Here is a 23,396-nt window from a genome sequence, read left to right as displayed (position 1 = left end):
TACTCAAGGTCCGTTGTCCCCGTTGCGGGGTCCGTGTCAGCTGGCATGACAATAAATATCGTCCGTTCTGTTCGGAAAAGTGTCAACTTATTGATCTTGGCCGATGGGCCGATGAGGAATATCGTATTGCCGGCAGCCCGTCTCCGGTGGAAGATTCTTACGATGAGGAGTCATAGATGTATCATCTCACCATTCATACCCATTTTGCCGCGGCACACAACCTGATCAACTACCAGGGGGACTGCGAAAATCTGCACGGACACAACTGGAAAGTCGAAGTGACCGTGTCTGCCCGTGAACTGGACAAGGCCGGGCTCGGCATCGATTTCAAGATCCTCAAGCGGGAAACCAATGCGGTCCTTGATCTGCTTGACCATAAATATCTCAACGAAATCGAACCCTTTATCGAGGCCAGCCCGTCTTCTGAAAATATCGCCCGGTTCCTCTATGAAACCCTCGGCAAGCGGCTGAACAACGGCAACGTGAAAGTTTTCAAGGTCAACGTTTGGGAATCAGAATATGCCTGCGCCAGCTACATGGAAGACTGATGCTCAATTGATCGAGGTCTTTTCCTCGATTCAGGGCGAGGGGCTGATGGTCGGCTGTCGCCAGATTTTCGTGCGCATGGCCGGCTGCAACCTGGCCTGCAGCTACTGCGACACTCCTTTCGCGCCGACCGACAGCTGCCGCATCGAGGATGCGCCCGGTTCCGGTCTTTTCTGTGGCATCCCCAACCCGGTTCCTCTCGACCTGCTGCACGACACCCTGTACCGCTGGCTGCAGGCCATCCCCGGGGTGCATCATTCGATCAGCCTGACCGGCGGCGAACCTCTCCTGCAGGCCGAGTCTCTTCGCCAGTGGCTCCCCTCCCTGTCTGAACTGCTCCCGGTTCACCTGGAAACCAACGGTACCCTGGCCAGGTCTCTGGAGCCGCTGCTTCCTTTCCTCGATTTTATTTCCATGGACATCAAACTTTGCTCGATGACCGGTGTGGCTACGCCCTGGGACGACCATCGCAGGTTTCTGAAACTTGCCCGTCAGAAGGGCTGCCAGGTCAAGGCGGTCGTGGGTGAAGAGACCCCGATTGAGGAACTTGAGCAGGCGGCTCGCCTGCTGCACGAGGTCGCTCCTGCCGTCCCCTTGGTGCTGCAGCCGGTAACCAGGGACGGTGGCATGGCCATGTCCGGTCGGACCCTGCTTGATTTTCAGACCCGCGCCGCGCGAATTCATCCGCTGCTTCGGGTAATTCCGCAGACCCACCGTTTTGTCGGCGTTTTATAGTCTCTCAGCGGCATGAGGAGCAGGGATGATTATTGAAGAAATGACCATGGCCGAATTCGCCGAAGGCCTGTCCAGAACCCGAACCGTACTGATCCCCTTCGGCGCGACCGAAGAGCATGGCGATCATCTGCCGCTGTCGACCGACACCCTGCACGCGGTTGAAGTTGGAAGAAAGCTGGCCGATCTGCGAGCCATATTCATCGCTCCGGCGGTGCCGTACGGCGTCTGCCGGTCGACATCGGCCCATCCCGGCACCATTTCCATTTCCACCGAAACCCTCAAGGCGTTGGCCTGCGACATCGTTGCGTCACTCTATCGGCAGGGCTTGCGCCACTTTGTGCTCATTACCGGACATGCCGGGGGAACCCACACCTCGGCCCTGATCGATGCCGGCGAACGCCTGCTGGAGCAGTTCGCCGATCTTCGTATCGCGGTTCTGACCGAATACATGCTGGCTTCATCGGAGGGGCGGGACATCATCGAGACGGACGGGGATTCGCATGCGGGGGAAATCGAGACGTCGCGGATACTTCATACGCATCCGCACCTGGTGAAAGGGCAGGGGAAACGGGAATTTCCTCGTTTTCCTAAGGGAATCCTGGTGCGCAATAAGCGCAATTTCTGGCCCGGCGGGGTATGGGGCGACCCGACCCTGGCCACGGCCGAAAAGGGAGCGCGCCTGGAAGCCGTTGTCGTCGCGGCGCTGGACCGGTTGGTGACCCAGTTGGAACAACTCGAGGGTTACTGACGGTTTCCCTGGGCAACAGCCCGGTTCAGCGCAGTCAGCAGGGCCTCGACATCGATTGAATGCACTCCCGCCCCGTGCTCCACCTCTTCATAGGCCGCAATCTGGCATTCGTTGCAGTCCAATCCGAACTTTTTAAAAACGGCGATGGTTTCAGGATGCTTCTGAATCACTTTCTCGATAATCATATCGCGGGTGATCATGCGCCCTCCTTTACGAGGCTCTGCCGAATTTCCTGTCAAGTGCCGCCTTGACGGGAAGGGGCACAAAAGGGTCGATCGGCCCGTTGAGTGCGGCCATTTCCTTGACGATCGATGAACTGAGGTAGCCGTAGGGGACCGCTGTCATCATGAACAGGGTTTCGATCTCTTTGTTGACCGAATGGTTCATCTGGGCAATCTGGAACTCGTACTCGAAATCGGAAACCGCTCTTAAGCCCCGCAGGATAACCCGGGCCTCCTGACGGGCCACGTAGTCAATCAGCAGTCCCTTGAACGAATCGACCTTGAGGCGAGGATTGTCGCCCAGGGTTTCGCGGATCATTTCCACACGTTCTTCAATGGAAAAGAGGGCGTTTTTTTCAGAGTTGCGGGCGACCGCCACAATCAGGGTATCGAAGACCTCCAGACCGCGGTTGATGATATCCAGGTGGCCGTTGGTAATCGGATCAAAAGAACCAGGATAAACGGCGACATGTTTTTTCATTATAATCAGACCTCTGGTTCAGAATGGCTGTAAATGTGAACAGTGGTGATCCCGTAATTGCGGGACAAGACCCGGTTGAGGGCGCCGACTTGCTGCGGCACTTCGTCCGTTTCGGCCGCTTCAGCACAGACAATGCCATCATCACACAGGAAGTTTCCTGCCGAAATCCCGTCGAGCAGGGCAGGGACCAGCGCCTTGCCATACGGAGGATCGAGAAATATGACGTCAAAAGGACCATGCTGCTCAAGGAGTCGGAGAGCCTTTTGGGCGTCTGAGAGGATGAAGGTCGCCCGCTCTTCGACGCGGCAGGCCGTCAGGTTGGCAGGGATAATCCGGGCGGACTCTGCACCGTTATCGACCAGCCAGGCAAACTCGGCTCCCCGGCTGAGTGCCTCAATCGCCATGGCCCCGGTACCGGAACAAAGATCCAGGATCTTTTTGCCGTTAAACGACCCGATACGGCTGAACAGCATGCTGAAAATAGCGCCACGCACCTTGTCGGGGGTAGGGCGGATGGATGCCCCTTGAAAGACTGCGAGGCGTTTGCCCCTCGCAGTACCGCTGATGATGCGCACAAGCGTTTCCTTTGTTCTTCGCTAAATCTGAAATGAGACTTATTGAATGTTGTAAGTTTTTGAAAAAACTAGCACAGTGATGGTATGACGTCAAGATTATAGCCGTCTTCGGCCTTGACATCCAGACGCCCCAAACGTTTAAATGAATCAGTAAATTTCATTATTTTTCCCGGGAGCAAGCCGATGGAGCGCACCGATCTCGCCCTATACGCCGCGCGCAGTGCAGACAGCCGTGGTCGCCGTCACCAGGAGCCTTTCAAGGATAACCGACCCGCTTTTGAACGGGATCGGGACCGCATCATTCACTGTGCGGCATTCCGTCGGCTGGAATATAAGACCCAGGTTTTCGTCAATCACGAAGGGGATTACTATCGCACGCGATTGACCCATTCGCTCGAAGTCGCCCAGATCGCGCGCGGCATTGCCAGGAAACTCAGACTCAACGAAGACCTGGTCGAAGCTCTGTCGCTGGCCCACGACCTGGGGCACACCCCTTTTGGTCATACTGGCGAGCACGTGTTGAACAAGCTTATGTCCGATCATGGCGGGTTTGAACACAATCGCCAATCCTTGCGGGTCGTCGAGGTTCTTGAAGAGCGCTATCCCCTCTTCAATGGATTGAACCTGTGCTGGGAAACCCGCGAGGGGATCATCAAGCACTCTTCCGAATATGACAAGGCCCCCGACGAGGCCGTGGCAGAATACGATTTTGGCCGCCGTCCCACTCTTGAGGCGCAGATCATCGATCTGGCTGACGAGATTGCCTACAACAACCACGATATCGATGATGGCCTCAAGGCCGGCTATATCACGACTGAAGAGCTTTCAGCGCTGGCCCTTTGGCGAGAAACCCATGCCAGGGTCGCCGACAAGTTTCCAGGAATCGATCCGGAGCGGCATGTCTATCAAACCATCAGCCACCTGATCGGTGCCCTGATCGAAGACCTGGTTCGCTCGACGGGCCATGAACTCGAAAAAAATCGAATCATGGATATAGCCGACGTTCGCAACTGCCCCCGGCGCCTGGTTTTGCTGAGCCCTGAAATGCGTGCAATGAATAACGAATTGAAGGTCTTCCTCAGGAAAAAGCTCTACCGTCATTATAAGGTGGAGAGGATGCGGATCAAGGCAGAACGTTTTCTCCATGCGCTATTCGAGAGCTATCAGCAAACGCCATCGCTGCTCCCGGCTGATTGCCAGCAAAAATTCGAGCAGCATGGGAAGGAGCGTACCATCTGCGACTATATCGCCGGTATGACCGACCGCTACGCCATGGATGAATACAAGCGGCTGTTTGACCCGTACGAAAGGGTATAGGGTTCCCCGGTCTCTTGGCGTGTTTATTGCTCACTTATCTGTATGTTTTTTCTTTGTGAGTGAAATGTTTAAACTATTTCAGAAGGTTGTATTAATTTGTCTTGGTCATGCCTCCTGGATATCCGCTTTAAAATGAATAAGACCCTGTAAAAAACGGCATTGTTCGGCTATTTGACGGAACCGGTTTTATGGAATACCTGGTTTCGCCTTGCTGAGGGTCTTCCCGATGAAGTTTTCTTTTGATGACATCCGTCCCCTTAAAACCAAGGGGCTTATTCGCCTCATTATCCTGTCCTACGTTGGCCTGGGATTTGTCTGGGTCTTCGTCTCCCATGCACTTCCCGGCCTTTTATATAACGATCCGCAAAAACACTTCCGCCTCGCACTCTATTTCGATGTAGCCCTGATTACCCTCAGTGCCGGGGTTTTAGCAGTTTTTGGCCAGCGTTTTCTGGCCACCCTGCGATCTCAGCAAGATCATTTTTACCTGATGATCCGCAACGTCGGATCAGCAAAGGGCAAGGAGTTTTTCCCGGCGCTGGTGCGCAGCCTCGCTGAAACAACCCACGCCGATTATGCGTTTGTCGCGAGATTTACCGATGAAAGCCGCAAGCGGGTCAAAACCGTGTCCGTTTTTTCCCATGGTCAACATGTTGAAAACCTGGAATTCGACCTCGAAGGAACTCCTTGCGGTATTGCGATCAAGGAAGGTTTCGGGTGCTTTCCCGAGAAGCTTAGACAACTCTTCCCGCTGGACCATCTTGCCGTTCAAATGGAAATTGACAATTATGTCGGTATTGCCTTGAATGACCATTCAGGGCGAGGTCTCGGAGTGATGGCGGTCGCCGGGGCAGGGGCCTTGGGCAACCAGCGTCTGGCTGAATCGATGCTAGAACTCTTCGCTGTTCGCGCCGCCGCGGCCCTGGAGGGGGCGGTCAACCGGGAAGCCGTCGATTACATGTCCATGTATGACCCATTGACCGGCCTGCCCAACCGGCGGATGTTTGCTGAACAACTCGCCCCGATCCTGATCCACGCCAAGCAGAAGTCGGAAATCAAGGCGGTTCTCTTTCTCGACCTTGATCGTTTCAAAAATATTAACGACAGTCTCGGGCACGCCGTCGGCGATCTGCTGCTCAAGGCCGTGGCCGTGCGGTTGACCCGCTGCCTTCGGCATGATGACCTGGTGGCCAGGCTTGGCGGGGACGAGTTCATGATCCTCCTGCAGGGGCTGCCCCAGAAGCAGGATGCCGCTAAAATTGCATCCAAGATCCTCGATTCACTGAAACCCCCGTTTAAAATCCAGGGGCACGAACTGCACATTGCGTTGAGTATCGGTATCGCCATTTCGCCTGAGAACGGCGATGATGTCGATAGCCTGCTGAAAAATGCCGACACGGCCATGAACCGCGCCAAAGAAGTCGGCCGGAACACCTACCAGTTCTTTGCTGCGGAGATGAGCGCCATTTCCATCACCCGCCTGGGTCTCGAGAACGATCTCAGGAAGGCGCTGGTCCGCAACGAACTGATTCTGCATTACCAGCCCCAGTATGCTATTGAAAACAGCCACATCACCGGCGTTGAGGCTCTTCTGCGCTGGCAGCACCCTGACCGCGGCCTGATTCTGCCGGCCGACTTCATTCCCCTGGCAGAAGAAACCGGGCAGATCGTACCGATCGGCAAATGGGTGATCAAGGCGGCCTGTGAGCAGAGCCTGCGCTGGCGTGGTGCGGGCCTGCCTCCCATTCAAATGGCTGTCAACCTGTCGGCAAAACAGTTTCAGCAGCAGGATCTGCCGGATGTCGTCGCCGGAATTCTTAAAGAAACAGGGATGGACCCGGCGTACCTCGAACTCGAGATTACCGAAACCATCTTAATGCAGAACCTGGAGACCACTATCGATCAACTGGTGAGGCTGATGGCACTCGGCGTCAAGATATCTATTGATGATTTTGGCACCGGCTATTCGTCGCTCAACTACCTCAAACGGTTCCCGTTGCACGCGTTGAAGATTGACCGTTCATTTGTAAAGGATATCGGTGAAGATTCCGATGACACCTCAATTGTCAGTGCCGTTATTTCTCTTGCGCACAATCTGAGCCTGGAGGTGGTCGCCGAAGGGGTCGAAACACCGGCCCAGCTCGAATTTCTCCGATCCCAGCAGTGTGATCGTTTCCAGGGATTCCTCATGAGTCCTCCTGTCCCCGCCGAAAATATTCGCCAGATGCTGGGGCGCAGTCTTCTGGTCATCGATCACCCCTGATCGCTTTTTTCTCTTCTTATCCTCTTGCCGTTTCTGCTTATCCCTTTTTAAGGTAAACTTTTTAAATCTCGATCATGGCTCGACATTCTTGTCGGTGCGACATGTATTAATGTTGTCAGGATGGAGCAATCAATGAATCGGAACCTGGCCAAGCATCTTCCCCATTACAGGACAATCGCCGTGCGGATTGCGCTGGCCTACCTGCTCGTCTCAGGGCTGTGGATTCTGCTTTCAGATCAGATCCTCGCCGCCCTGGTTGACGATCCGCAAACCCTGACCCTGCTCCAGACCTACAAGGGATGGCTGTTCGTGGTCGTTTCCAGCGCTTTGCTGTACGGGATAGTGCAGCGCTACGTCTTTTTTCATTCACGCCATGAAGAACTGATGCGCAAGGTAGTTTTCGGGATTTCCGCAGAAGTCGGCGAGGCTTTTTTCGCCAACCTGGTTGAGCAATTAAGTCATTCGCTTGAAACCGACGTGGCCATCGTCGGCAGGTACGTGGGGGATAGGCGCCATCAAGTAGAGACCGTTGCTGTATTTTCCCAGGGCAAACCGATGGAAAACTTCGCCTGTGCGTTGGCCGATTCCCCCTGTGCCTTGCTTGATAAGGGTACTTATTTCATTACCTCGGGCGCAAAGGTACAGTACCCGGACGACAGTTTTCTGCAGCAGATGTCCATAGAGGGCTTTGCCGGAACGCAGCTAGTCGATTCGACCGGTCGGCCGATGGGGTTGATCGCCGTCATGAGTTGCCGGCGGCTGTCACGACCGCAGCGGATCGCCTCGTTTCTGCAGATCTTTGCCGCCCGTGCATCGGCTGAAATGGAACGGCTCCGTGCCGAGGCCATGATCAGTGACATGGCCTATTACGATCAGATAACCGGATTGCCGAACCTGTACTCTTTTTCCGAAAAGCTCGCCCGTACCGTTTCGGGGCGCACTGAAAGTGCCATGCCGTTGGCGATCATGCTGATCGACCTTGACCGCTTCAAGGCCTTTTCCAGAACCCTGGGGCACCTCAACAGCAATCTGCTGCTCAAGGAGATCGTAAGAAGGTTCAGGGGTGAAATTTCGGAAAAAGATGTGTTGGCGAAATTCGGCGATGACGAATTTGCGCTGCTGGTCGAAGTGAGGTCCCCCGAAGAGGCGGCCGGATATGCCGAGCGGCTGCTGGCCTGTCTGAAGCGTTCCCTGTCCTTCGCCGGCCATGAATTGCACCTGACGGCCAGCATCGGGATTGCCATCTATCCCCACGATGGCGTGGATGCCGAGGTCCTGTTGAAGAATGCCGATGCGGCCATGTGCCGCACCAAGGAGATGGGCCGCAATGGTTATCAGTTCTATTATCCGGAAATGACGCAGTTGTCCCTGCAGACCCTGATACTTGAAAACAAGTTGCATAAAGCGCTTGAGAGGGAGGAGTTCGCGCTGCGTTATCAGCCGCAACTTGACCTCAGGCTCGGGCAGATCAGCGGCATGGAAGCCCTGGTCTGCTGGAACTATCCTGGGCAGAAGCCCGTGCCGCCGCTCGACTTTATTCCCCTGGCGGAAGAGACCGGGCTGATAACCCCGATCGGCGAATGGATATTGCGGACGGCCTGCGCCCAGAATAAACAGTGGCAGGAGGAAGGGTTTCCCGCGCAGAAAGTCGCGGTGAATATTTCGGCCCGGCAGTTTTATCAGTACGACATAGCCGCACTAGTCGGCTCAGTACTGGAAAGCACCGGACTGGATGCTCGCTGGCTGGCGGTAGAGATTACGGAAAGCGTGTTGATGCAGGACGTGGAGCAAACCATCAAGATATTGCACAGACTCAAGGATATGGGGGTGCAGGTGACCATTGATGATTTCGGAACCGGCTATTCCTCCCTGAGTTATCTCAAGCAGTTTCCGGTGCAGACTCTGAAAATCGACCGATCATTCATTGCCGGCATCCCCGGGGATCACGAAGATCGGGCGATCACCGCGGCCATCATCGCCATGGCCCATACCCTGGATATTCAGGTGATAGCCGAGGGGATAGAACGTGAAGCGCAGCGCCAGTTTCTGGAATCGAAGGGGTGCGACAAAATTCAGGGATTTCTGTTCAGCCCGCCGTTGTCCGTCGATGAATTCAGATCCCTGCTGGCCGCGCAGCAGCCCCCCCCCTGATGTTTCAGGTCAGGGGAGCTTTATTTTATTATCTTCACTGGGGCGGTAAAGTAAAATCGTCCGCCCAAGAACCTGCACCACCGAGGCATCGGCTTTTTCGCCGATGATCGCCGCCACCTCTTTTCTGTCGAGCAGGCAACCTTCCTGTATCTTCACCTTGATCAGTTCGTGGAACTGCAGCGCTTCCTGAAGGGAGGCGATGTGGGAAGGGCCGATTTCTTCCTTGCCGATCATGACAACCGGGTTGAGGTGGTGTCCCAGTCCCTTCAGAAACCTGATTTGCTTGCCTGTTAATTTGATCATGGCTGTATTCCCTTCCTTTATTCCGAATGCCGGCATTATACGCAATTGGCCAACTCCTGCAATCCTTTTGCAAAATAGTTTCTTTTGCATAAATGCAAAACATAGAAAGGTGTTTTGCGCTTAGGTGGAGCGCTTTGCTCTGTATTCATATCTACACGAAAATATTGGACATATTCAAATAGTGCTGGTGCGATTACCTGTTGTTTTGTCAAGTATGGGTTTTAGTGCGCTTTATGATTTTGCACAACTGCAAATTGTCAGGCAGTGGCAAATCAGGCAAATCGCTAAAACTGTCAGTTCAAGTAGCCGTAATCATTGCAAAATAAAAAAGCAAGGCAAATGGTAGAACAATGGTATATCAATTGCTGTATAGACTTTTGAGTAAAATGTCCGTCTACCCATGTATCGGAGGTGCCCCTTGATGAATAAAGCTCATTTGCAGTTTGGCCAATCATCATTTTCTGCCAGTTGCCAGTCATCGGTTTCTTCTTCTGGCCTGTTCGGGTTTGGCTTGTGTGCGATATTCTTCAACCTGTTTCAAGCCGGGTTGTTTCCGGTCGATGTCACCATTCTGGCCATGGGCGTTTTTTACGGCGGAGTTTCGCAGATAACGGTGGGACTGATGGAGTGGCATAAAAATAACTTTTTTGGCGCTGCGGCGTTCGTTTCTTTCGGGCTGTTCTGGCTGTCGCTGGTCGGGTTTTTTGTTCTGCCTGAAGCCGGCTTCGGAGTGGTCCCCGACTCAATGGTTCTCTCAGCATATTTCCTTCTGTGGGGCGGCTTTACCCTCATCCTGTTCTCCAGTGCAAGGCAGATCAGTCGCTCGGTAAAACTGGTTCTCATTTCACTGGTCGCTTATTTTGCCATCTTTTCACTGGGGGAGGCTACCGGTTCGATCATGATCGGACGGTTTGCCGCTTATTGCGGACTCGCTGGTGGCTGCGCCGCCCTGTATTCCGGCACGGCATTGATTGTCAACCAGGTCTTCGGGCGGACCGTGCTTCCCGGCGGGCAACCCCGTTAAACTCCCTGGAAAAATTATAGTCCAACTGGCTGTGATGCCCGAGAAGGAGATGTGAGGATGAAGGCAAACATCAACGGAATGTCAATCGCGTATGATGATGTTGGCACTGGTCCGGCGGTTGTTCTGATTCACGGTTTTCCCTTTGATCGCCGTATGTGGCAACCTCAGGTCGCCGATCTCGTCGATGCGGGCTATCGCATCATCCTGCCGGACCTTCGAGGTTTTGGCGAGAGCCAGATCCCAGAATCGGCCTGGTCGTTGGCGACTCTGGCCACGGACGTGGTCGAACTTCTTAATTATCTCGGCATCGGCCGGGCGGCCTTTTGCGGTGCGTCGATGGGTGGATCGGTGCTCTTTCATCTGCTGGACCGTTATCCGACCAGGGTCGCTGGGGCCTGTTTCGTTTCGAGCCGCAGCCGCGGCGATGACATGATCGAAAAGGTGAAACGTTCGGAACTCATTGACAGGCTGTCAGCAGGGCACCGAGAAGAGGTTAATGATACCCTTTGCGCCCAACTGCTCAGTGGTGAGGCGATATCACGCTGCCCGGATTTGGCCCGTACCTTGAGGGGGTGGGTTGGCGAAGTGGATCAGCACAGCCTGATCTGGGGTCTGCAGGCCATGCGCGACAGGAAGGACTTTACCCCCAGAATTCGTGAGTTTTTTCAGCCGGCTTTAGCTGTTAGCGGCGGGGCCGATCGTATCGTTTCACCGGAGCACGGCAGGTATCTCGCGTTGGCCCTGCCCCTGGGGGTTGGCTATGAACTTCCGGAAACTGGCCATATGGTTAATCTGGAACAAACGGAAAATTTCAACCATTGTCTGATCGAATTTCTTGTCGGGGTGCGACACCGACGATACAAAAAAATTTCACTGCAGAAGGTGGCCTGATGCCAACAAAAAAGCCCTCCAGAGCGGAGGGCTTTTTTGTTGGCATTATCTGATGGCGTCGCAAAAAGTCCGCCCTACGGCGTTACGGTGTTTTTTCAGAATCTCGACCTACCTGATGTAGGCCTTCGCCTCCGAAAAAACACCAGGCCTTGTCGGTCGAAATTTTTGCTTAGCCATCGCAAGACTTTTTGCGAATGCATCTTATCTAGGATTCCAATAATTCACCGATGGAGCTCATGACCCGCTGAACGATGCGCAGATGGGTTTCCTTGCAGTCCTCTAGCTCGTACAGATCGGAAAAATCGATCGGCTTGCCGAATACGACCTTGGCATGCTGGCCGAATCCGGGGAATTTCCAGTGATTCAAACCGCTCAGCGCCGCAGGAACGACCTGGGGGCGCGATTCGTAGATTGTTTTCCCGACTCCGCGGTTTCCCGGCCCCAGCTTGCCGTCTCTGTGGCGGGTCCCTTCTGGGAAGAGCATGACTTTTTCAGTCTGCAGCAGGTCGTTCAACGTTTTTCCCGCCCGCACATCCCTCCGACGCCTGACCGGGAACGCTCCCCAGGATTGAAACAACCAGCTCAGTATGGGGTTTTTGAAGAGTTCTTCCTTGGCCGGAGCCCAGAGCATCTGAAACGGATATCGTCGCGCCACTGCCCAGGGGAGAAAGACGGTCTCATAGCCTGAAATGTGGTTGGATGCCAACAGGACTCCGCCGGAACGTGGAATATTGTCATCGCCGACAACTTGAAACCGGTTTAACAGTGAGGCGTAAAATCCTATGATATAAGCTGAAAAAGTGACCCAGGCACGTCTTAGCCAAGAGATTCTCAAAATAATTCCTCACTGATTGAAGTAAATCCGAATATGATATATACCACTTCAGTCATATCGCAGCAATTACAAATCCGATAAAGCGCAAACAACCCTTTAGGCCAATTGACATGTCACATCCAAGTTTAAATGTACGGTTTTTTGTTCGATTTATGCTTCTGCTCACGGTATCGGTCGGAATCCTCTGGTTATCGCTGACCTCATCGCCGCCTGTTTTCGATGCCCCTGTTTTGGGGTGGGACAAGGCCCAGCATGCTCTGGCCTATGGTGTTCTGGTCCTTGCCACCGGTCGTTTTCTCTGTATGTGTAATTTGCCGGCAAGGTACGCGTGGGGGATTGCCGTTGTTTATGCAATTGGATTTGGCGGATTGCTCGAGGTGCTGCAGGGGGTTGCCGGAACCGGCCGAATCTGCGAGTGGGGCGACCTGCTCGCCGACTCTATCGGAGCCCTTTTCGCCGGCATCGCAGGACTGAACATGTACAGGCGGGACAAGGGTTAATCGGCTATTTGCCGCAGACAGCGACTACCGACTCGAAGGCGATATCGAGCAGATCCTGCAACGTCTGTTCTTCGATGTTCAATGCCGGCATAAAATAGATGACATTGCCGAGTGGTCGCAGCAGGGCCCCTTTCTGCAGTGCCCGCTGGTAAACCTCGTAGCCTCGGCGCTCCTGCCAGGGATACGGGGTTTTTTTATTTTTGTCCTGTACCATTTCGACGGCCGCCACCATGCCGCAGCGGCGAAATTCGCCGATATGGGGAAGGGCTTCGAACCTGGCCGCACCGGCATCGAGCAGGGCCATTTTCGGCTCAAGTTTTTGCAGAACCTGGTCATCCCTGAAAATATTCAGCACTTCGCAGGCCACGGCACAGGCCAGGGGATTGCCCGAGTAGGAGTGAGAATGGAGAAATGCTTTCAAGCTCTGGTAGTCATCGTAGAAGGCGTCGTAGACCTGCTGGGTGGTCATGACCACGGCCAGCGGCATGTAGCCGCCGGTGATCCCCTTGGATAGGCAGAGGATATCGGGGCTCACCCCGGCATGGTGGTTGGCGAACATTTTGCCGGTGCGGCCGAAGCCGACGGCGATTTCGTCAGCGATATAATGGACCTGGCAGCGGTCGCAGAGTTCTCGCAGCCTGTTCAGGTAGACAGCGGGATAGATTCGCATCCCGGCCGCGCCCTGGATCAGTGGCTCGATGATGATCGCGGCAATCTGCTGATGCTCGCGTTCGACCAGTTCTTCCATGGCCTCGATGCATTCGGCCTGACAGCTGTCCCGGGTCAGTCGGTACGGGCAGCGGTAACAGTCCGGTCCCTGCACCTGGAACTCGTCAAGAAGGATGGGGCGATAGACGCTCCGGTACAGGTCGCACCCGCCAACCGACAGGGCGCCGATGGTTTCGCCGTGGTAGGCTTCGCTAATCGAGACAAACCGGGTCTTGGCCGGACGGCCGACCTGTTGCCAGTACTGAAAACTCATCTTCAGGGCGGCCTCGACGGCGGCGGACCCGTTGTCGGTGAAAAATACCTTGTTCAACCCGGCCGGGGCGATTTCACAAAGGCCGGCGGCCAGTGCCGCCGCCGGTTCATGGGTGAAGCCGGCAAAAATATGGTGGGCAACCTTTTCCGTCTGCTCCGTCAAGGCCCGATTAAGGCGGGGGTGGCTGTGGCCGAACAGGTTGACCCACCAGGATGAGACCCCATCGATGTAACGGTTGTTATCAAGGTCATAGAGAAAAGATCCTTTGCCGCGAGCAATCGGGATCGGCGGCAGCGCTTCCAGGTCTTTTTCCTGGGTGCAGGGATGCCAGATATGCCGTCGGTCGAGTTCCAGGATCTCTTTTTTGTTCATGTTCAATGCCTGTCTATGTTCGATATCAGAGCCCGAGGCCGGCAAGGAGCCAGGGGAGGGACGGGAGCTTTTCCATTTGCCCGGCCAGGGCGGTCGCCTGTTCTTGCGGGGTGCCGGTCGCATGATTCAGTACCCCCAGCAGGTCGGCAGAAGCCAGCGATGCCAGGGTATGGGGAGCCGACTCTTCGGCAGCGCCGGGTGAGGGCGGCATGTTGTTGATCAAAAAACCGGCCAGGGGGATCTCCATGGTGCGGGCTGCGAAGATTGTCAGCAGGGTGTGGTTGATGGTTCCCAGGCTGGGGCGGCAGACGGTCAGCAGGGGGAAATTGATGGTTTTGGCCAGATCGGCCAGCAGGACCCCGCCAGCCAGGGGAACCATCAGGCCGCCGGCTCCTTCGATAATCAGATAGTCGTGCCGCGAAGCGAGCGTGTTGGCCGTTTCGGCCAGCAGGCCGCAATCGATGCGGACGTTCTCCAGTTCGGCCGCCAGCGAGGGGGCCAGTGGCGCCCGCAGGCGGTAGGGCGAGATCAGTTCCGGTTCGTCGAGGCTGGCGGCGGCCCACTGCAGCAGGCTGCCGTCGCTGCCCAGGGCGTCCGGATTGTCGACCCCGGTTTCAACAGGCTTCATTACCCCGACATCCAATCCCCGCTGCCGAAGAAAGAGCGCCAGGGCGGCTGAGACCAGGGTTTTGCCCACCCCCGTGTCGGTCCCGGTGACGAAGAGTCCTTTTGTTGTTTTAGCAGCAGCCATCGGTTTCTATCTCCAGGTCCTTGAACATCTGCAGGTCATCCTCCGGGTTTCGTCCGCAGGTTGTCAAGTAGTTGCCGATCATGGTCCCGCTTGCTCCGGCCATAAACATCCATGATTGCAGGTCACGCAGGTTCTGCTGCCGGCCTCCGCAGACGCTGATCCTCTTGCTGGGGAGCAGGTAGCGGAAGAGGGCGATGATGCGTAGGCAGTCCATCGGTGTCAGATGCGAAGATCCTGCAAGGGGGGTCCCTTCGATGGGATTCAGGAAATTCAAGGGGACCGAGTCGACGTCCAGTTCCCGGAGCGTCATCGCCAGTTCGACCCGCTGCTCAAGGGTTTCGCCGAGGCCGAAAATCCCGCCGCAGCAGACTTTCATGCCGGCCCGTTTGGCTACTTTAACGGTTTCTACATCCTCGTCGTAGGCGTGGGTCGAGCAGATCTGAGGGAAGAAGGAGCGGGCCGTTTCGAGATTGTGGTGGTAGGTTACGCAGCCCGCGTCGGCCAGCGCCGCCGCCGTCAGGTCGTCGAGAATACCGAGTGAGGCCGAAGGGGCGATGCGGGTGGTGGCGCGGATTTCCCGGATGGCCGCAAGCAGGCGGTCAAATTCTTCCCCCGGAGTAACCCGGGTGCCGCTGGTGACAATCCCGTAACAGTGGGAACCTTCCTTTTCGGCGGTGATGGCTCCCGCAACAATCTCATCTCTGGACTTGAGCGCATATACGGGAACCTGCGCATTGTGGTGCGAGGATTGCGCGCAAAAAGCGCAGTTTTCGGCGCATCGGCCCGATTTGGCATTGATGATGGAACAGAGTTCGGCCCGGCCACCAAAGGATTTTTCCCGCAGGGCATGGGCACCGGCAAGGATAAAACTCAGGTTTGAGCCCTTTGCGCGCAAAATGTCGAGCGCTTCCACCGTGGAAAGCGGTTTGTCTTCCTGGGCTTTTTTTAGAATGGCATGAATTGAAAAACTCATAAGTCCTCCGTTTTATTTCGCGTGATTATAGGGGGTTCAGGTTAATTGTCAACCGGTAAGTTGGCCAGGTTTACAAGTGTACCGTTAAGGATTTACCAAAATATGGAATTTATTTCTCATATCGTATTGACACTTTTTTTGACTGGTGATAAAACGCTATTTTATTTACGCTAATTGTGGGGTGGTTATGGTAAAAAAACTTATCGGCAAGAAGCTCAAGTCAACACGGCTTAAAAATGACATGACTATACAGGAACTGGCTGACCGCTCCAAGGTGTCATCCAACATGATTTCACGTATCGAACGTGGCCTGACGGTTCCGTCAGTCGAAATCCTCATGAAGTTGGCTAATGCCTTCGGCATGAGTATCAATTTTTTTGTGGAAGAGGCGGAGAAGGGTTCTACCGTCGTGTTCACCCCGAGCGGGCAGGGCGAGCCGATCTTTTTCTTTGAAGACAAGCACCAGATCACCAGCTTGACCCAGGGGATACGCGATCCGAACTTTGCCGTTTTTTACGATACGCTCGAAAAAGACTGCAGCAGTGGCGAAGGCGGAATGATTCACACCGGTGAAGAGTTTGCCCTTGTCCTTGAGGGTCGGCTCGAATTTGTCGTCAATGGCGATCGCTACCAGCTTGAAAAAGGCGATTCGCTGACCTTCAAGGCTTCTCTTCCGCATACGTGGAAAAACCTCCATGGCGGACAGACCGTGGTGATGTGGGTCGTGTCGCCGGCTCCGAATCTGGCCCACTGAGATTTGAATTCGGTTTCGGTTGATACAAGGGAGAGAACGCATGAAGATCAAAAAGATCGTAGGTAAAAAACTTAAGTCAATACGTCTGAAGCGGGATATGACAATTCAGGACTTGGCGGAAAAGTCAAAAGTCTCATCCAATATGATTTCACGAATCGAAAGGGGCCTGACGATCCCCTCGGTAGAGATCCTGATGAAGCTTGCAGGTGTGTTTGACAAGAGCATCAACTATTTTGTCGAAGAGGTCACCACGACCCATGAGATCGTCTGCACCTCGCCTGGCGGGCGGGACAAGACGGTTTATGACGACGAGCACAATATGCACACGGAATCGTTCACTTCTGGGCTTCGCGACCCTCAGTTTATGTCGTTTTTCTGTACGGTAAAAAAAGGCGGGACAAGTGGGGTCCAGAACATGTATCATCCGGGAGATGAGCTGATATATGTACTTGAGGGGAATCTTGAGGTGACTATCGCCGGCGAACGGCACCTGCTCAAGGCGGGCGACAGCATTTCTTTCAAGTCCCACCTCCCGCATCGTTGGGATAATATCGGTGATGACGATGCCAAGGTGATCTGGACTCTCTCTCCGTTTACCACGATCTGAAAGTCTTTTTTAAATGGGATTATTGAATAAAATTTTTGGCGGTGGCGATCCGCTCTCAACGCTGAAACGAGCTCTATCGCAGCAGCGCTGGGCTGACGTTTTGCGCGAAGGGGAGTGTCTCGATCGCGAAAGTCTGCCTGGGCACAGTCTGGCCGAACTTGAGTCAGGTCTTGAACTTGCCGGCAACCGCCTGGCCGAAATCAACCTGGCTGAGGGGGAAGCCTGTTTCCGGGCTGGCGAGGAGGAGCGGGCTGGCGAGCACTTCACCCTGGCCGGGCAATATGCACGAGCCACCGAGCTGAAAGAGCGCGCCGAGCAATTGCTCAACGATGTTCGGAGTTCTTCAGGCAAAGTCACGACACCAGCTTCCGTTGCCAGTAGTTGCTGCACCAGCGGTTGTCAGTCGAGCACTCCGGACGAAACAGGGGACATTGGCTGGGACATGGAGACTCGACTCGAGCTTGCATTGTCATCCTATCCTCTCGAGTGGATGGAGCGGTATGCCGGGGCCGGCATCGAATTCAAGAAAGCTCTGCTGATGTCTCATGACGGACTCCTACGCGAGGCTTTGGTTGCGTTTGAAGCGGTCGCCGAATCGTTTCGGGATGATCTCTATTATTTCGAACGGGGTTCTTTGCTGGTCAGGATGGATGATCACCGCAAGGGCCGCAAGGACCTCGAACGCGCCATAGAACTCAACCCCCGCCACGAGCTGGCCATGGAAACACTGGTTTCTCTCGACCTTTCCGCGCGCAAATTGCCTGCCGCAGAGAGCCGTCTTCACTCTATGCTTTCATCGGCAATCGCCCCCGCATTCTGCTGCAGCCGTCTTGCCATGATCAGCGCAGCTAAGGGCGATGAAGCATCCGCTATCCGCTTTGGAGAACAGGCAATCGCCGCCGGTGCGGTCGATATGGAAACACTTGTGCTGCAAAGTTCCTTGCTGGAAAAGGGCGGACGGCTTGACGAGGCTGAAAGGCTGCTGGCGACCCTTCCGGGTGGCGGATGCGGCGGAGGTGCTCATGTATTGCTTGCCGAATTTTGGCTTCGACAGGGCAAATCATTGAAAAAGGCCCTGGAATCATTCAAGGGGACGAGTCGACAGGATATGGAAAACCCCCGCTGGCCCATGCGGATTGCCCAGACATACCTTGCTCTGGGGTGGCGTAAAGACGGTCAGGCGATGATGAAAAAAGTACTCTTAATCCCCGGGCTCGATGACATTCTCCGGCAGGAGGCCGAGGAAATCCTCGAATCTTTGGGTAAGTAGCTGATAATTCATATTCTTACTATTGACAGAAGGTCTTTGTGAAGTATAATCACATGCAGGATTCTGTCATTGTGATTCCCTGTTTGCAGGGATGGCTGCTTTCAGGGTGTTACCTCAGGGAGGCGTTATGAACAAGTCGGAACTGGTGGAGAGCCTGGCCAATAAAAAAAACCTGACGTACAAGAAATCTGAGGAGATTATCAACCTCATATTCGACTCAATGACCGAGGCGCTGGTCGAAGGTGGGAGGATAGAGATTCGGGGTTTCGGCAGTTTTGTCGTCAAGGACTACAAGGCTTATATGGGGCGCAACCCAAAGACCGGTGAAGTGATTCAGGTTCATCCCAAGAAACTGCCTTTTTTCAAGGTTGGCAAAGAACTGCGTGAGCGGGTGAATAACCTTTAGCATCAGCAATATCTCCAACTGTCCGTCATCATGTCCGTCATATCCCCGGAGACTCATAAATGTATCCGGGGATTTTTGTCATAAAAACACCCCGCTTTTCCTCGTCCCCTTGAAAAACTACGCTATATCGGCAAGCTATAAACTTGAACTGTTGTGCCAGCGGGCGCCTTTGACAGGTCAGTATTTTGGCGCGAATATTGTAGGCTTATTCTGGTTGACTTGTGTCGCTTTCGGGTGAAAGGAGATCCTGATGCTGCTCTCCCACCGTGGCAGGTTGCCTCGTGTCGCACCAACGGCCTTTGTTGAAAACAGCGCGATGGTGATCGGTGATGTTGCCCTCGGCGACTTTTCAAGTGTCTGGTTTAACGTCGTAATTCGCGGTGATGTCAATTCCATTCGCATCGGTGCCCGTTCCAACATCCAGGACGGTACCGTCGTACATGTTACGCGGCAGACCCATAGTACGGTCATCGGGAATGATGTGACCATCGGACATAACGTCACTTTGCACGGATGCGAGATAGGCGATCGCTGCCTGGTGGGTATGGGCGCCGTGATCTTGGATGGTGCAACGGTCGGTCCCGATGCGATGGTCGCGGCCGGTGCGGTCGTCACTCCCGGTACGGTTATTCCGCCCCGTACTCTGGCCATGGGGTCGCCGGCGAGGGTGCGGAGAGAGTTGACCGATGATGAAGTTGACCGCTTGAAGCAGTCGGCCGCTAACTACATCGAATACATGCAGGACTATCGGTAACTCGTCAAACCATCTAAATGCCAAATGCCCGGTTGATTTTAATAGGTTGGAGTGTTATTTATTAACGGCTCGGTTATATGCTTAACTTTGTTCTGAACACGAGAAGGGGGCCCATGAAAAGCTGGTCTGTTACTGTTTTCCTGTTGCTTCTGTTGGCGGGGTCTTCGCTGAACGTCTATGCCAATCCGACCCAATGCGGTGAAACAGGCTTGCTGACTCAGCCTTCGGCTGAAACACTCAATGCAGGTAATATCTGTATCGGAGTCTGGGGTAATTACGCTTCGGGCAGTGACGGGACCGGCGTAACGATCGTTCCGGTGACCATTACCATGGGGCTTGGTACCTTCATGGAAGCGTACGGGTCCTACCCCAATCTTCTCTTTAACGACGACGAGCAGAACAGCGGTCGCGGCTTTGCCGATGTCGGTTTTAAATTCAGGGTTTTAGGCAAGCGCTCATCACCGTTTAAAATTGCGCTGGACGGTCAGATTCAACGCGCCATTGCGGATGACCCGGTTATCGACGGGCTCACGGATTACCAGGGGCGCGTCATCGCCAGTTACAAGCCGGGCAAGTTCGGTTTTCACCTTAATGCGGGCTACCTGTCGAACGATTCCCCCGAGGGCGACAGCTATGATGACCAGGTGCTTTTCGGCGGCGGTCTCGAGTTTCTTCCGGTATATCGTTTGCGCCTGATTGCCGAAATGGAATCCAAATCCGAAAAAATCAAAGGGATAGAGGGGCCCGCTGAGGCCACCGTCGGTTTACAGTATTTCCTGGCGCCACATCTCACCCTCAATTTCGGTGTCGGTATCGGGCTCTCCGATAGCAGCCCTGACTGGCGTGCTCTGGTTGGCCTCACCGGTTGCCAGGGGGTGGGCAATTACATCAATCCTATCGACCGGGTTATCGAACCGGTCAAGGAAGAGCCAGGGGCAGAACCCTCCGATTCGACCAAAAAGATCAAACTGCAAACTTTGACGCCGCTTATTCCGATGCAGGCGGTGAAAACGTCTCCGGTTGCCAAATTGGAAATTCCTGTTGAATCGCCTGCTGAAGAAGTGATCGTCACCCCTGAAGAAAAACTGTCGGTTTCCAGCACGGCCGGTCTCGATTCGCTGGCGGTGGCGCCGGTTGAATCGACGGATCCCGTCGTTGTAACCAATACCCCTGAGAAGCCGATACGGGCGATTGTTTACCGCAAGTTCAGGCTCCCCGAGTTCACTTTTGAATTTGACCAGCATACTCTCTCCGCGGAAGGTGAAAAGGTTCTGTCGCAGATAGCTGAGGAACTTCGCAAAGAGAGGAAGTGGCTGATTGTCCGGATCGATGGTCATACCGACAGTGTTGGTCCGGATCGCTATAATGAAGAACTATCTCTCAAACGGTCGATTGCCGCAGCAACCCATCTTGTGCTTCGCGATGGCATTGCCCCCACTCGACTGTTTGTCAAGGGATTTGGCGAAAGTAAACCGATTGCTGCAAATGAATCTCCTGAAGGGCGTAGCGAAAACCGTCGACTGGAACTCCTCATTCTCAGTCCGCAGGAGGTTGCAGAGTGAGACCATGCATTGCTTTTCTGTTTTTATTTGCATTGATGAACGTATCTCCGGTTTCTGCTAAGGATCCTGTGCCGGCTGAAGTCGCCCGTTTTCTTGCCAGCCGGAAGCTGGTATCGATTGTTTACTTTCAGCAAGGTTCTTCTGCCCTGACCAACCTGGCTAAGCAGAGCATCGATAGTGCTGTTCCTCGGCTGAGTCTGCTTGACCTGAAAAAAGTCGTGGTTCGATTAGAGGGATTCGCTCCTCTTGAAGGGAGCGAAGAATTCACCGTGCCGCTGTCAATGAGCCGTGCACTGGCGGTCATTAATTATATGAAAGAAAAATATAATCTCAACACTGGATCGTTTCTCATCGGTTGTGGTGATAACAACCACAATGGGGTTACTGAAGACAAACGTCGCCGCGTCGAAATTGCCTTCTATGACAACCTATGGGATATTGAAGATGCTCCGGTAAAAGAACTTATCCTCAACTGGTAAACATCATGAGTCAGATCAATCTGAGCCTCCTGCGTGAAAGTGCCCTGTTTGCCGACATGTCGGATGCGGAAATTGCTTCTCTTGCCGAGCTTTTCAGGGGTAAGTCGATACTTGCTGGCAAGACTGTTTTTATCGAAAACATGCCGGGAGAATCCCTTTACCTGGTAAAGGAGGGGACGATCCGCATTTCAAAAATGCTGGCCGAGGGGGATGAGCAAACCTTGGTTGTGCTTGGCCCCGATGATACCTTTGGTGAAATGGCGGTTTTGGATGTAGCGCCCCGCTCGGCGACGGCGCGCGTGATTGAAGATGCTCACCTGTTAAGCATCTGCAAGAATGATTTCGAAGAGCTCTGTGACAGCTATCCGGCGCTTGGGCTGAAACTTATGCGCAATATCATCCGCATATTCAGCAAGCGGATCAGGGAAAGCAGCGAGGAATATCGCGACATGCTGATCTGGTCTTTGGGTAGAAAGGACTGACCCTGTCATACCAACCTGGTGGAGGGCACCAATGAAAAAAATATCGATACTTATTTCAATGGCCTGTTTTCTCCTCAGCGGTTGCGGCATTGCCGTTGTCCCCCAGTCTACGGCGACCGCCCGGGTTGACCTGGCAACGAATTCCATTTCGGAAACCAAGGCCGGCATAACCATCACGGCCGCCCTTCAGGACCTCGAGGCGGCCCCCTACCTGATGGACAGCAACCTGACCTCTTTCAATCTGACGGTGGCCAACGATTCCGACCGCCAGGTCAGTATCCCCCTCGATTCGTTCCTGTTGATCGATAATGAGGGGATGCAGTACAGACCGGTCGCTCCCGAACGTATCCAGGAAATCCTCAGTCAAAATTCTCCCTACCTGATACCCTATCCCTATGTCGGCTATTATTATCTCGAGGATATCGAAAAAGCCGGGGCCGCTCGTACCTTCGATAGCGCGCTGCCTTACTATGCCGAGAACCATCCCCAGGACACGCTTGCCGGAACCCTGCCGGCGGACACCATTGTTCCCGGAGCAAAAATATCGGGCTCGATCTTCTTTCTGGTCGATCTTTCAACCAAGCAAACCATCGAACTGCGCGGTTACCTTCCAGGCACCTCGATGAATCTTCCCGCCGATTTCGTACTCCCCTTTTCCATTGAAAAAAAGTGATGCTTCCGCTATAGTCGCCCCCGATTATTAACGTGGAAAATGCTTCCTTTGATCAACGCATAGATCCGTTAACGGACTGTAGAAATTCTTTCCGGAGGGTTTCGCCAGTGGGGGATCTCGCCCGAACAGCCTTTTTGGGAGACAGCTATGCTGGACGTTTTACTTAACGAAAAACTGGTTTTCGGCCTGGTCGGTGGACTGGGCCTTTTCCTTTTCGGCATGAAGATCATGTCTGAAGGGCTGCAGAAAATCGCTGGTGCCCGCATGCGGAAAATCCTCGCGGCGCTCACCAACAACCGGATTGTCGGTACCCTGGTCGGCCTCGCGGTCACGGCCATCATTCAATCATCCAGCGCGACAACGGTCATGGTGGTTGGTTTTGTTAACGCCGGTCTGATGTCGCTGGTTCAATCCATCGGCGTCATCCTCGGAGCCAATATCGGCACGACCATAACCGCCCAGCTGATTGCCTTTAAAATCACCAAGTACGCCCTGCCGGCAATCGGTATCGGCGCCGGTCTCAAGCTCTTCGGGCGCAGTCGCAAATGGACATATATCGGCGAGGTTGTCCTTGGCTTCGGTATCCTTTTCTTCGGCCTGACCACCATGAAGCACGCCTTCGACCCTGTGAGGTCCAGCGAAGAGTTTCGTCAAGTATTCCACCTGGTCGGCGACAACCCGCTGCTCGGCGTGTTGATCGGTGCCGTTCTCACCGTCATCGTACAGAGCAGCAGCGCGACC

Annotated in this window: 28 protein-coding genes; 20 read left to right on the top strand and 8 right to left on the bottom strand. The window is 54.3% G+C overall.

The features are described 5' to 3' along the window. From ABYV89_RS03740 to ABYV89_RS03725, 4 genes are all read left to right on the top strand, one after another. Nucleotides 1-176 (top strand): DNA gyrase inhibitor YacG (locus ABYV89_RS03740; RefSeq protein ID WP_432821588.1); only part of this gene is annotated, 176 nt, incomplete at its 5' end. After that, complete coding sequence (gene queD, locus ABYV89_RS03735) at nt 177-548, top strand: 6-carboxytetrahydropterin synthase QueD (protein WP_432821586.1); 372 nt, start codon at nt 177-179, stop codon at nt 546-548. It begins immediately after the preceding gene. A 7-nt stretch (nt 549-555) separates the two neighbouring features. After that, a complete protein-coding gene (locus tag ABYV89_RS03730; RefSeq protein WP_432821585.1) occupies nt 556-1,281 on the top strand; it encodes a 7-carboxy-7-deazaguanine synthase QueE in 726 nt (241 codons plus the stop codon). A gap of 25 nt (nt 1,282-1,306) precedes the next feature. Next, the gene (locus tag ABYV89_RS03725) at nt 1,307-2,029 is read left to right on the top strand and encodes a creatininase family protein (protein ID WP_432821584.1); all 723 of its coding nucleotides are present in this window, start codon (nt 1,307-1,309) and stop codon (nt 2,027-2,029) included. Here the strand turns inward: ABYV89_RS03725 and ABYV89_RS03720 are convergent. Genes ABYV89_RS03720 through rsmD form a run of 3 tightly spaced genes read right to left on the bottom strand, consistent with a single transcriptional unit; the run spans nt 2,023 to nt 3,306 of the window. Then, nucleotides 2,023-2,229, bottom strand: a complete 207-nt coding sequence (locus tag ABYV89_RS03720; protein ID WP_432821583.1) for a DUF1858 domain-containing protein — start codon at nt 2,227-2,229, stop codon at nt 2,023-2,025. The two genes, ABYV89_RS03725 and ABYV89_RS03720, sit on opposite strands and share 7 nt — an antisense overlap. A 10-nt stretch (nt 2,230-2,239) precedes the next feature. Beyond that, complete coding sequence (coaD, locus tag ABYV89_RS03715) at nt 2,240-2,731, bottom strand: pantetheine-phosphate adenylyltransferase (protein ID WP_432821582.1); 492 nt, start codon at nt 2,729-2,731, stop codon at nt 2,240-2,242. Between the two features lie 5 nt (nt 2,732-2,736). Further along, the gene (rsmD, locus tag ABYV89_RS03710; RefSeq protein WP_432821581.1) at nt 2,737-3,306 is read right to left on the bottom strand and encodes a 16S rRNA (guanine(966)-N(2))-methyltransferase RsmD; all 570 of its coding nucleotides are present in this window, start codon (nt 3,304-3,306) and stop codon (nt 2,737-2,739) included. A 183-nt stretch (nt 3,307-3,489) separates the two neighbouring features. Here rsmD and ABYV89_RS03705 point away from each other — a divergent pair, with 183 nt between their 5' ends. The 3 genes from ABYV89_RS03705 (at nt 3,490) to ABYV89_RS03695 (ending at nt 9,037) form a co-directional block, all read left to right on the top strand. Beyond that, nucleotides 3,490-4,623 carry a deoxyguanosinetriphosphate triphosphohydrolase gene (locus ABYV89_RS03705; protein WP_432821580.1) on the top strand — a complete coding sequence of 378 codons (1,134 nt, stop codon included), beginning with the start codon at nt 3,490-3,492 and terminating at the stop codon, nt 4,621-4,623. 226 nt (nt 4,624-4,849) lie between these two features. Next, entirely contained in the window at nt 4,850-6,886 is a 2,037-nt protein-coding gene (locus ABYV89_RS03700; RefSeq protein WP_432821579.1) for a putative bifunctional diguanylate cyclase/phosphodiesterase, read from the top strand. A 132-nt stretch (nt 6,887-7,018) separates the two neighbouring features. Continuing rightward, nucleotides 7,019-9,037 carry a putative bifunctional diguanylate cyclase/phosphodiesterase gene (locus ABYV89_RS03695; protein ID WP_432821578.1) on the top strand — a complete coding sequence of 673 codons (2,019 nt, stop codon included), beginning with the start codon at nt 7,019-7,021 and terminating at the stop codon, nt 9,035-9,037. Nucleotides 9,038-9,046: 9 nt separating this feature from the next. Here the strand turns inward: ABYV89_RS03695 and yhbY are convergent, their stop codons facing one another. After that, nucleotides 9,047-9,340: a ribosome assembly RNA-binding protein YhbY gene (gene yhbY / locus ABYV89_RS03690; RefSeq protein ID WP_432821577.1), complete on the bottom strand. Its 294-nt coding sequence runs from the start codon at nt 9,338-9,340 to the stop codon at nt 9,047-9,049. 421 nt (nt 9,341-9,761) lie between these two features. On the opposite strand from yhbY, the gene ABYV89_RS03685 reads away from it, so the two are divergent. Both ABYV89_RS03685 and ABYV89_RS03680 read left to right on the top strand, forming a co-directional pair. Beyond that, nucleotides 9,762-10,364, top strand: a complete 603-nt coding sequence (locus ABYV89_RS03685; protein WP_432821587.1) for an acetate uptake transporter — start codon at nt 9,762-9,764, stop codon at nt 10,362-10,364. 57 nt (nt 10,365-10,421) lie between these two features. Then, nucleotides 10,422-11,255, top strand: a complete 834-nt coding sequence (locus ABYV89_RS03680) for an alpha/beta fold hydrolase (RefSeq protein WP_432821576.1) — start codon at nt 10,422-10,424, stop codon at nt 11,253-11,255. Between the two features lie 205 nt (nt 11,256-11,460). Here ABYV89_RS03680 and ABYV89_RS03675 read toward each other — a convergent pair whose 3' ends face one another. Next, complete coding sequence (locus ABYV89_RS03675; protein ID WP_432821575.1) at nt 11,461-12,090, bottom strand: lysophospholipid acyltransferase family protein; 630 nt, start codon at nt 12,088-12,090, stop codon at nt 11,461-11,463. Nucleotides 12,091-12,242: 152 nt separating this feature from the next. Between ABYV89_RS03675 and ABYV89_RS03670 the strand changes: the two genes are divergently transcribed. Next, nucleotides 12,243-12,590, top strand: a complete 348-nt coding sequence (locus ABYV89_RS03670) for a VanZ family protein (protein WP_432821574.1) — start codon at nt 12,243-12,245, stop codon at nt 12,588-12,590. A gap of 4 nt (nt 12,591-12,594) precedes the next feature. Here the strand turns inward: ABYV89_RS03670 and bioA are convergent, their stop codons facing one another. The 3 genes from bioA to bioB are packed head-to-tail and all read right to left on the bottom strand — an operon-like array spanning nt 12,595 to nt 15,668. Next, on the bottom strand, nt 12,595-13,944 hold the full coding sequence (gene bioA / locus ABYV89_RS03665) for an adenosylmethionine--8-amino-7-oxononanoate transaminase (protein ID WP_432821573.1): 1,350 nt from the start codon (nt 13,942-13,944) through the stop codon (nt 12,595-12,597). 25 nt (nt 13,945-13,969) lie between these two features. Continuing rightward, entirely contained in the window at nt 13,970-14,695 is a 726-nt protein-coding gene (gene bioD / locus ABYV89_RS03660) for a dethiobiotin synthase (protein WP_432821572.1), read from the bottom strand. Then, complete coding sequence (gene bioB, locus ABYV89_RS03655) at nt 14,682-15,668, bottom strand: biotin synthase BioB (protein WP_432821571.1); 987 nt, start codon at nt 15,666-15,668, stop codon at nt 14,682-14,684. Before bioB ends, bioD begins: the two co-directional genes overlap by 14 nt. Nucleotides 15,669-15,855: 187 nt before the next feature. Between bioB and ABYV89_RS03650 the strand changes: the two genes are divergently transcribed. The 10 genes from ABYV89_RS03650 to ABYV89_RS03605 form a co-directional block, all read left to right on the top strand. Continuing rightward, a complete protein-coding gene (locus ABYV89_RS03650) occupies nt 15,856-16,422 on the top strand; it encodes a helix-turn-helix domain-containing protein (RefSeq protein WP_432821570.1) in 567 nt (188 codons plus the stop codon). A gap of 40 nt (nt 16,423-16,462) precedes the next feature. Then, nucleotides 16,463-17,029: a helix-turn-helix domain-containing protein gene (locus ABYV89_RS03645; protein ID WP_432821569.1), complete on the top strand. Its 567-nt coding sequence runs from the start codon at nt 16,463-16,465 to the stop codon at nt 17,027-17,029. Nucleotides 17,030-17,042: 13 nt separating this feature from the next. Further along, complete coding sequence (locus ABYV89_RS03640) at nt 17,043-18,299, top strand: tetratricopeptide repeat protein (protein ID WP_432821568.1); 1,257 nt, start codon at nt 17,043-17,045, stop codon at nt 18,297-18,299. A gap of 127 nt (nt 18,300-18,426) precedes the next feature. Next, nucleotides 18,427-18,705 (top strand): HU family DNA-binding protein, encoded by a 279-nt coding sequence (locus ABYV89_RS03635; protein WP_432821567.1) that lies wholly within the window; start codon nt 18,427-18,429, stop codon nt 18,703-18,705. A gap of 250 nt (nt 18,706-18,955) precedes the next feature. Continuing rightward, the gene (locus ABYV89_RS03630) at nt 18,956-19,459 is read left to right on the top strand and encodes a gamma carbonic anhydrase family protein (RefSeq protein ID WP_432821566.1); all 504 of its coding nucleotides are present in this window, start codon (nt 18,956-18,958) and stop codon (nt 19,457-19,459) included. A gap of 113 nt (nt 19,460-19,572) precedes the next feature. Further along, nucleotides 19,573-21,021 carry an OmpA family protein gene (locus tag ABYV89_RS03625; protein ID WP_432821565.1) on the top strand — a complete coding sequence of 483 codons (1,449 nt, stop codon included), beginning with the start codon at nt 19,573-19,575 and terminating at the stop codon, nt 21,019-21,021. Continuing rightward, the gene (locus ABYV89_RS03620) at nt 21,018-21,500 is read left to right on the top strand and encodes an OmpA family protein (RefSeq protein ID WP_432821564.1); all 483 of its coding nucleotides are present in this window, start codon (nt 21,018-21,020) and stop codon (nt 21,498-21,500) included. Before ABYV89_RS03625 ends, ABYV89_RS03620 begins: the two co-directional genes overlap by 4 nt. A 5-nt stretch (nt 21,501-21,505) precedes the next feature. Next, the gene (locus tag ABYV89_RS03615; protein WP_432821563.1) at nt 21,506-21,982 is read left to right on the top strand and encodes a cyclic nucleotide-binding domain-containing protein; all 477 of its coding nucleotides are present in this window, start codon (nt 21,506-21,508) and stop codon (nt 21,980-21,982) included. Nucleotides 21,983-22,013: 31 nt separating this feature from the next. Further along, nucleotides 22,014-22,655 carry a hypothetical protein gene (locus ABYV89_RS03610; protein WP_432821562.1) on the top strand — a complete coding sequence of 214 codons (642 nt, stop codon included), beginning with the start codon at nt 22,014-22,016 and terminating at the stop codon, nt 22,653-22,655. Nucleotides 22,656-22,802: 147 nt separating this feature from the next. Continuing rightward, nucleotides 22,803-23,396 (top strand): Na/Pi cotransporter family protein (locus ABYV89_RS03605; RefSeq protein ID WP_432821561.1); only part of this gene is annotated, 594 nt, incomplete at its 3' end.

Source organism: Trichloromonas sp., from assembly GCF_041583255.1.
Classification (GTDB): domain Bacteria; phylum Desulfobacterota; class Desulfuromonadia; order Desulfuromonadales; family Trichloromonadaceae; genus Trichloromonas.
This window is presented reverse-complemented; position numbering and strand designations above follow the sequence as displayed.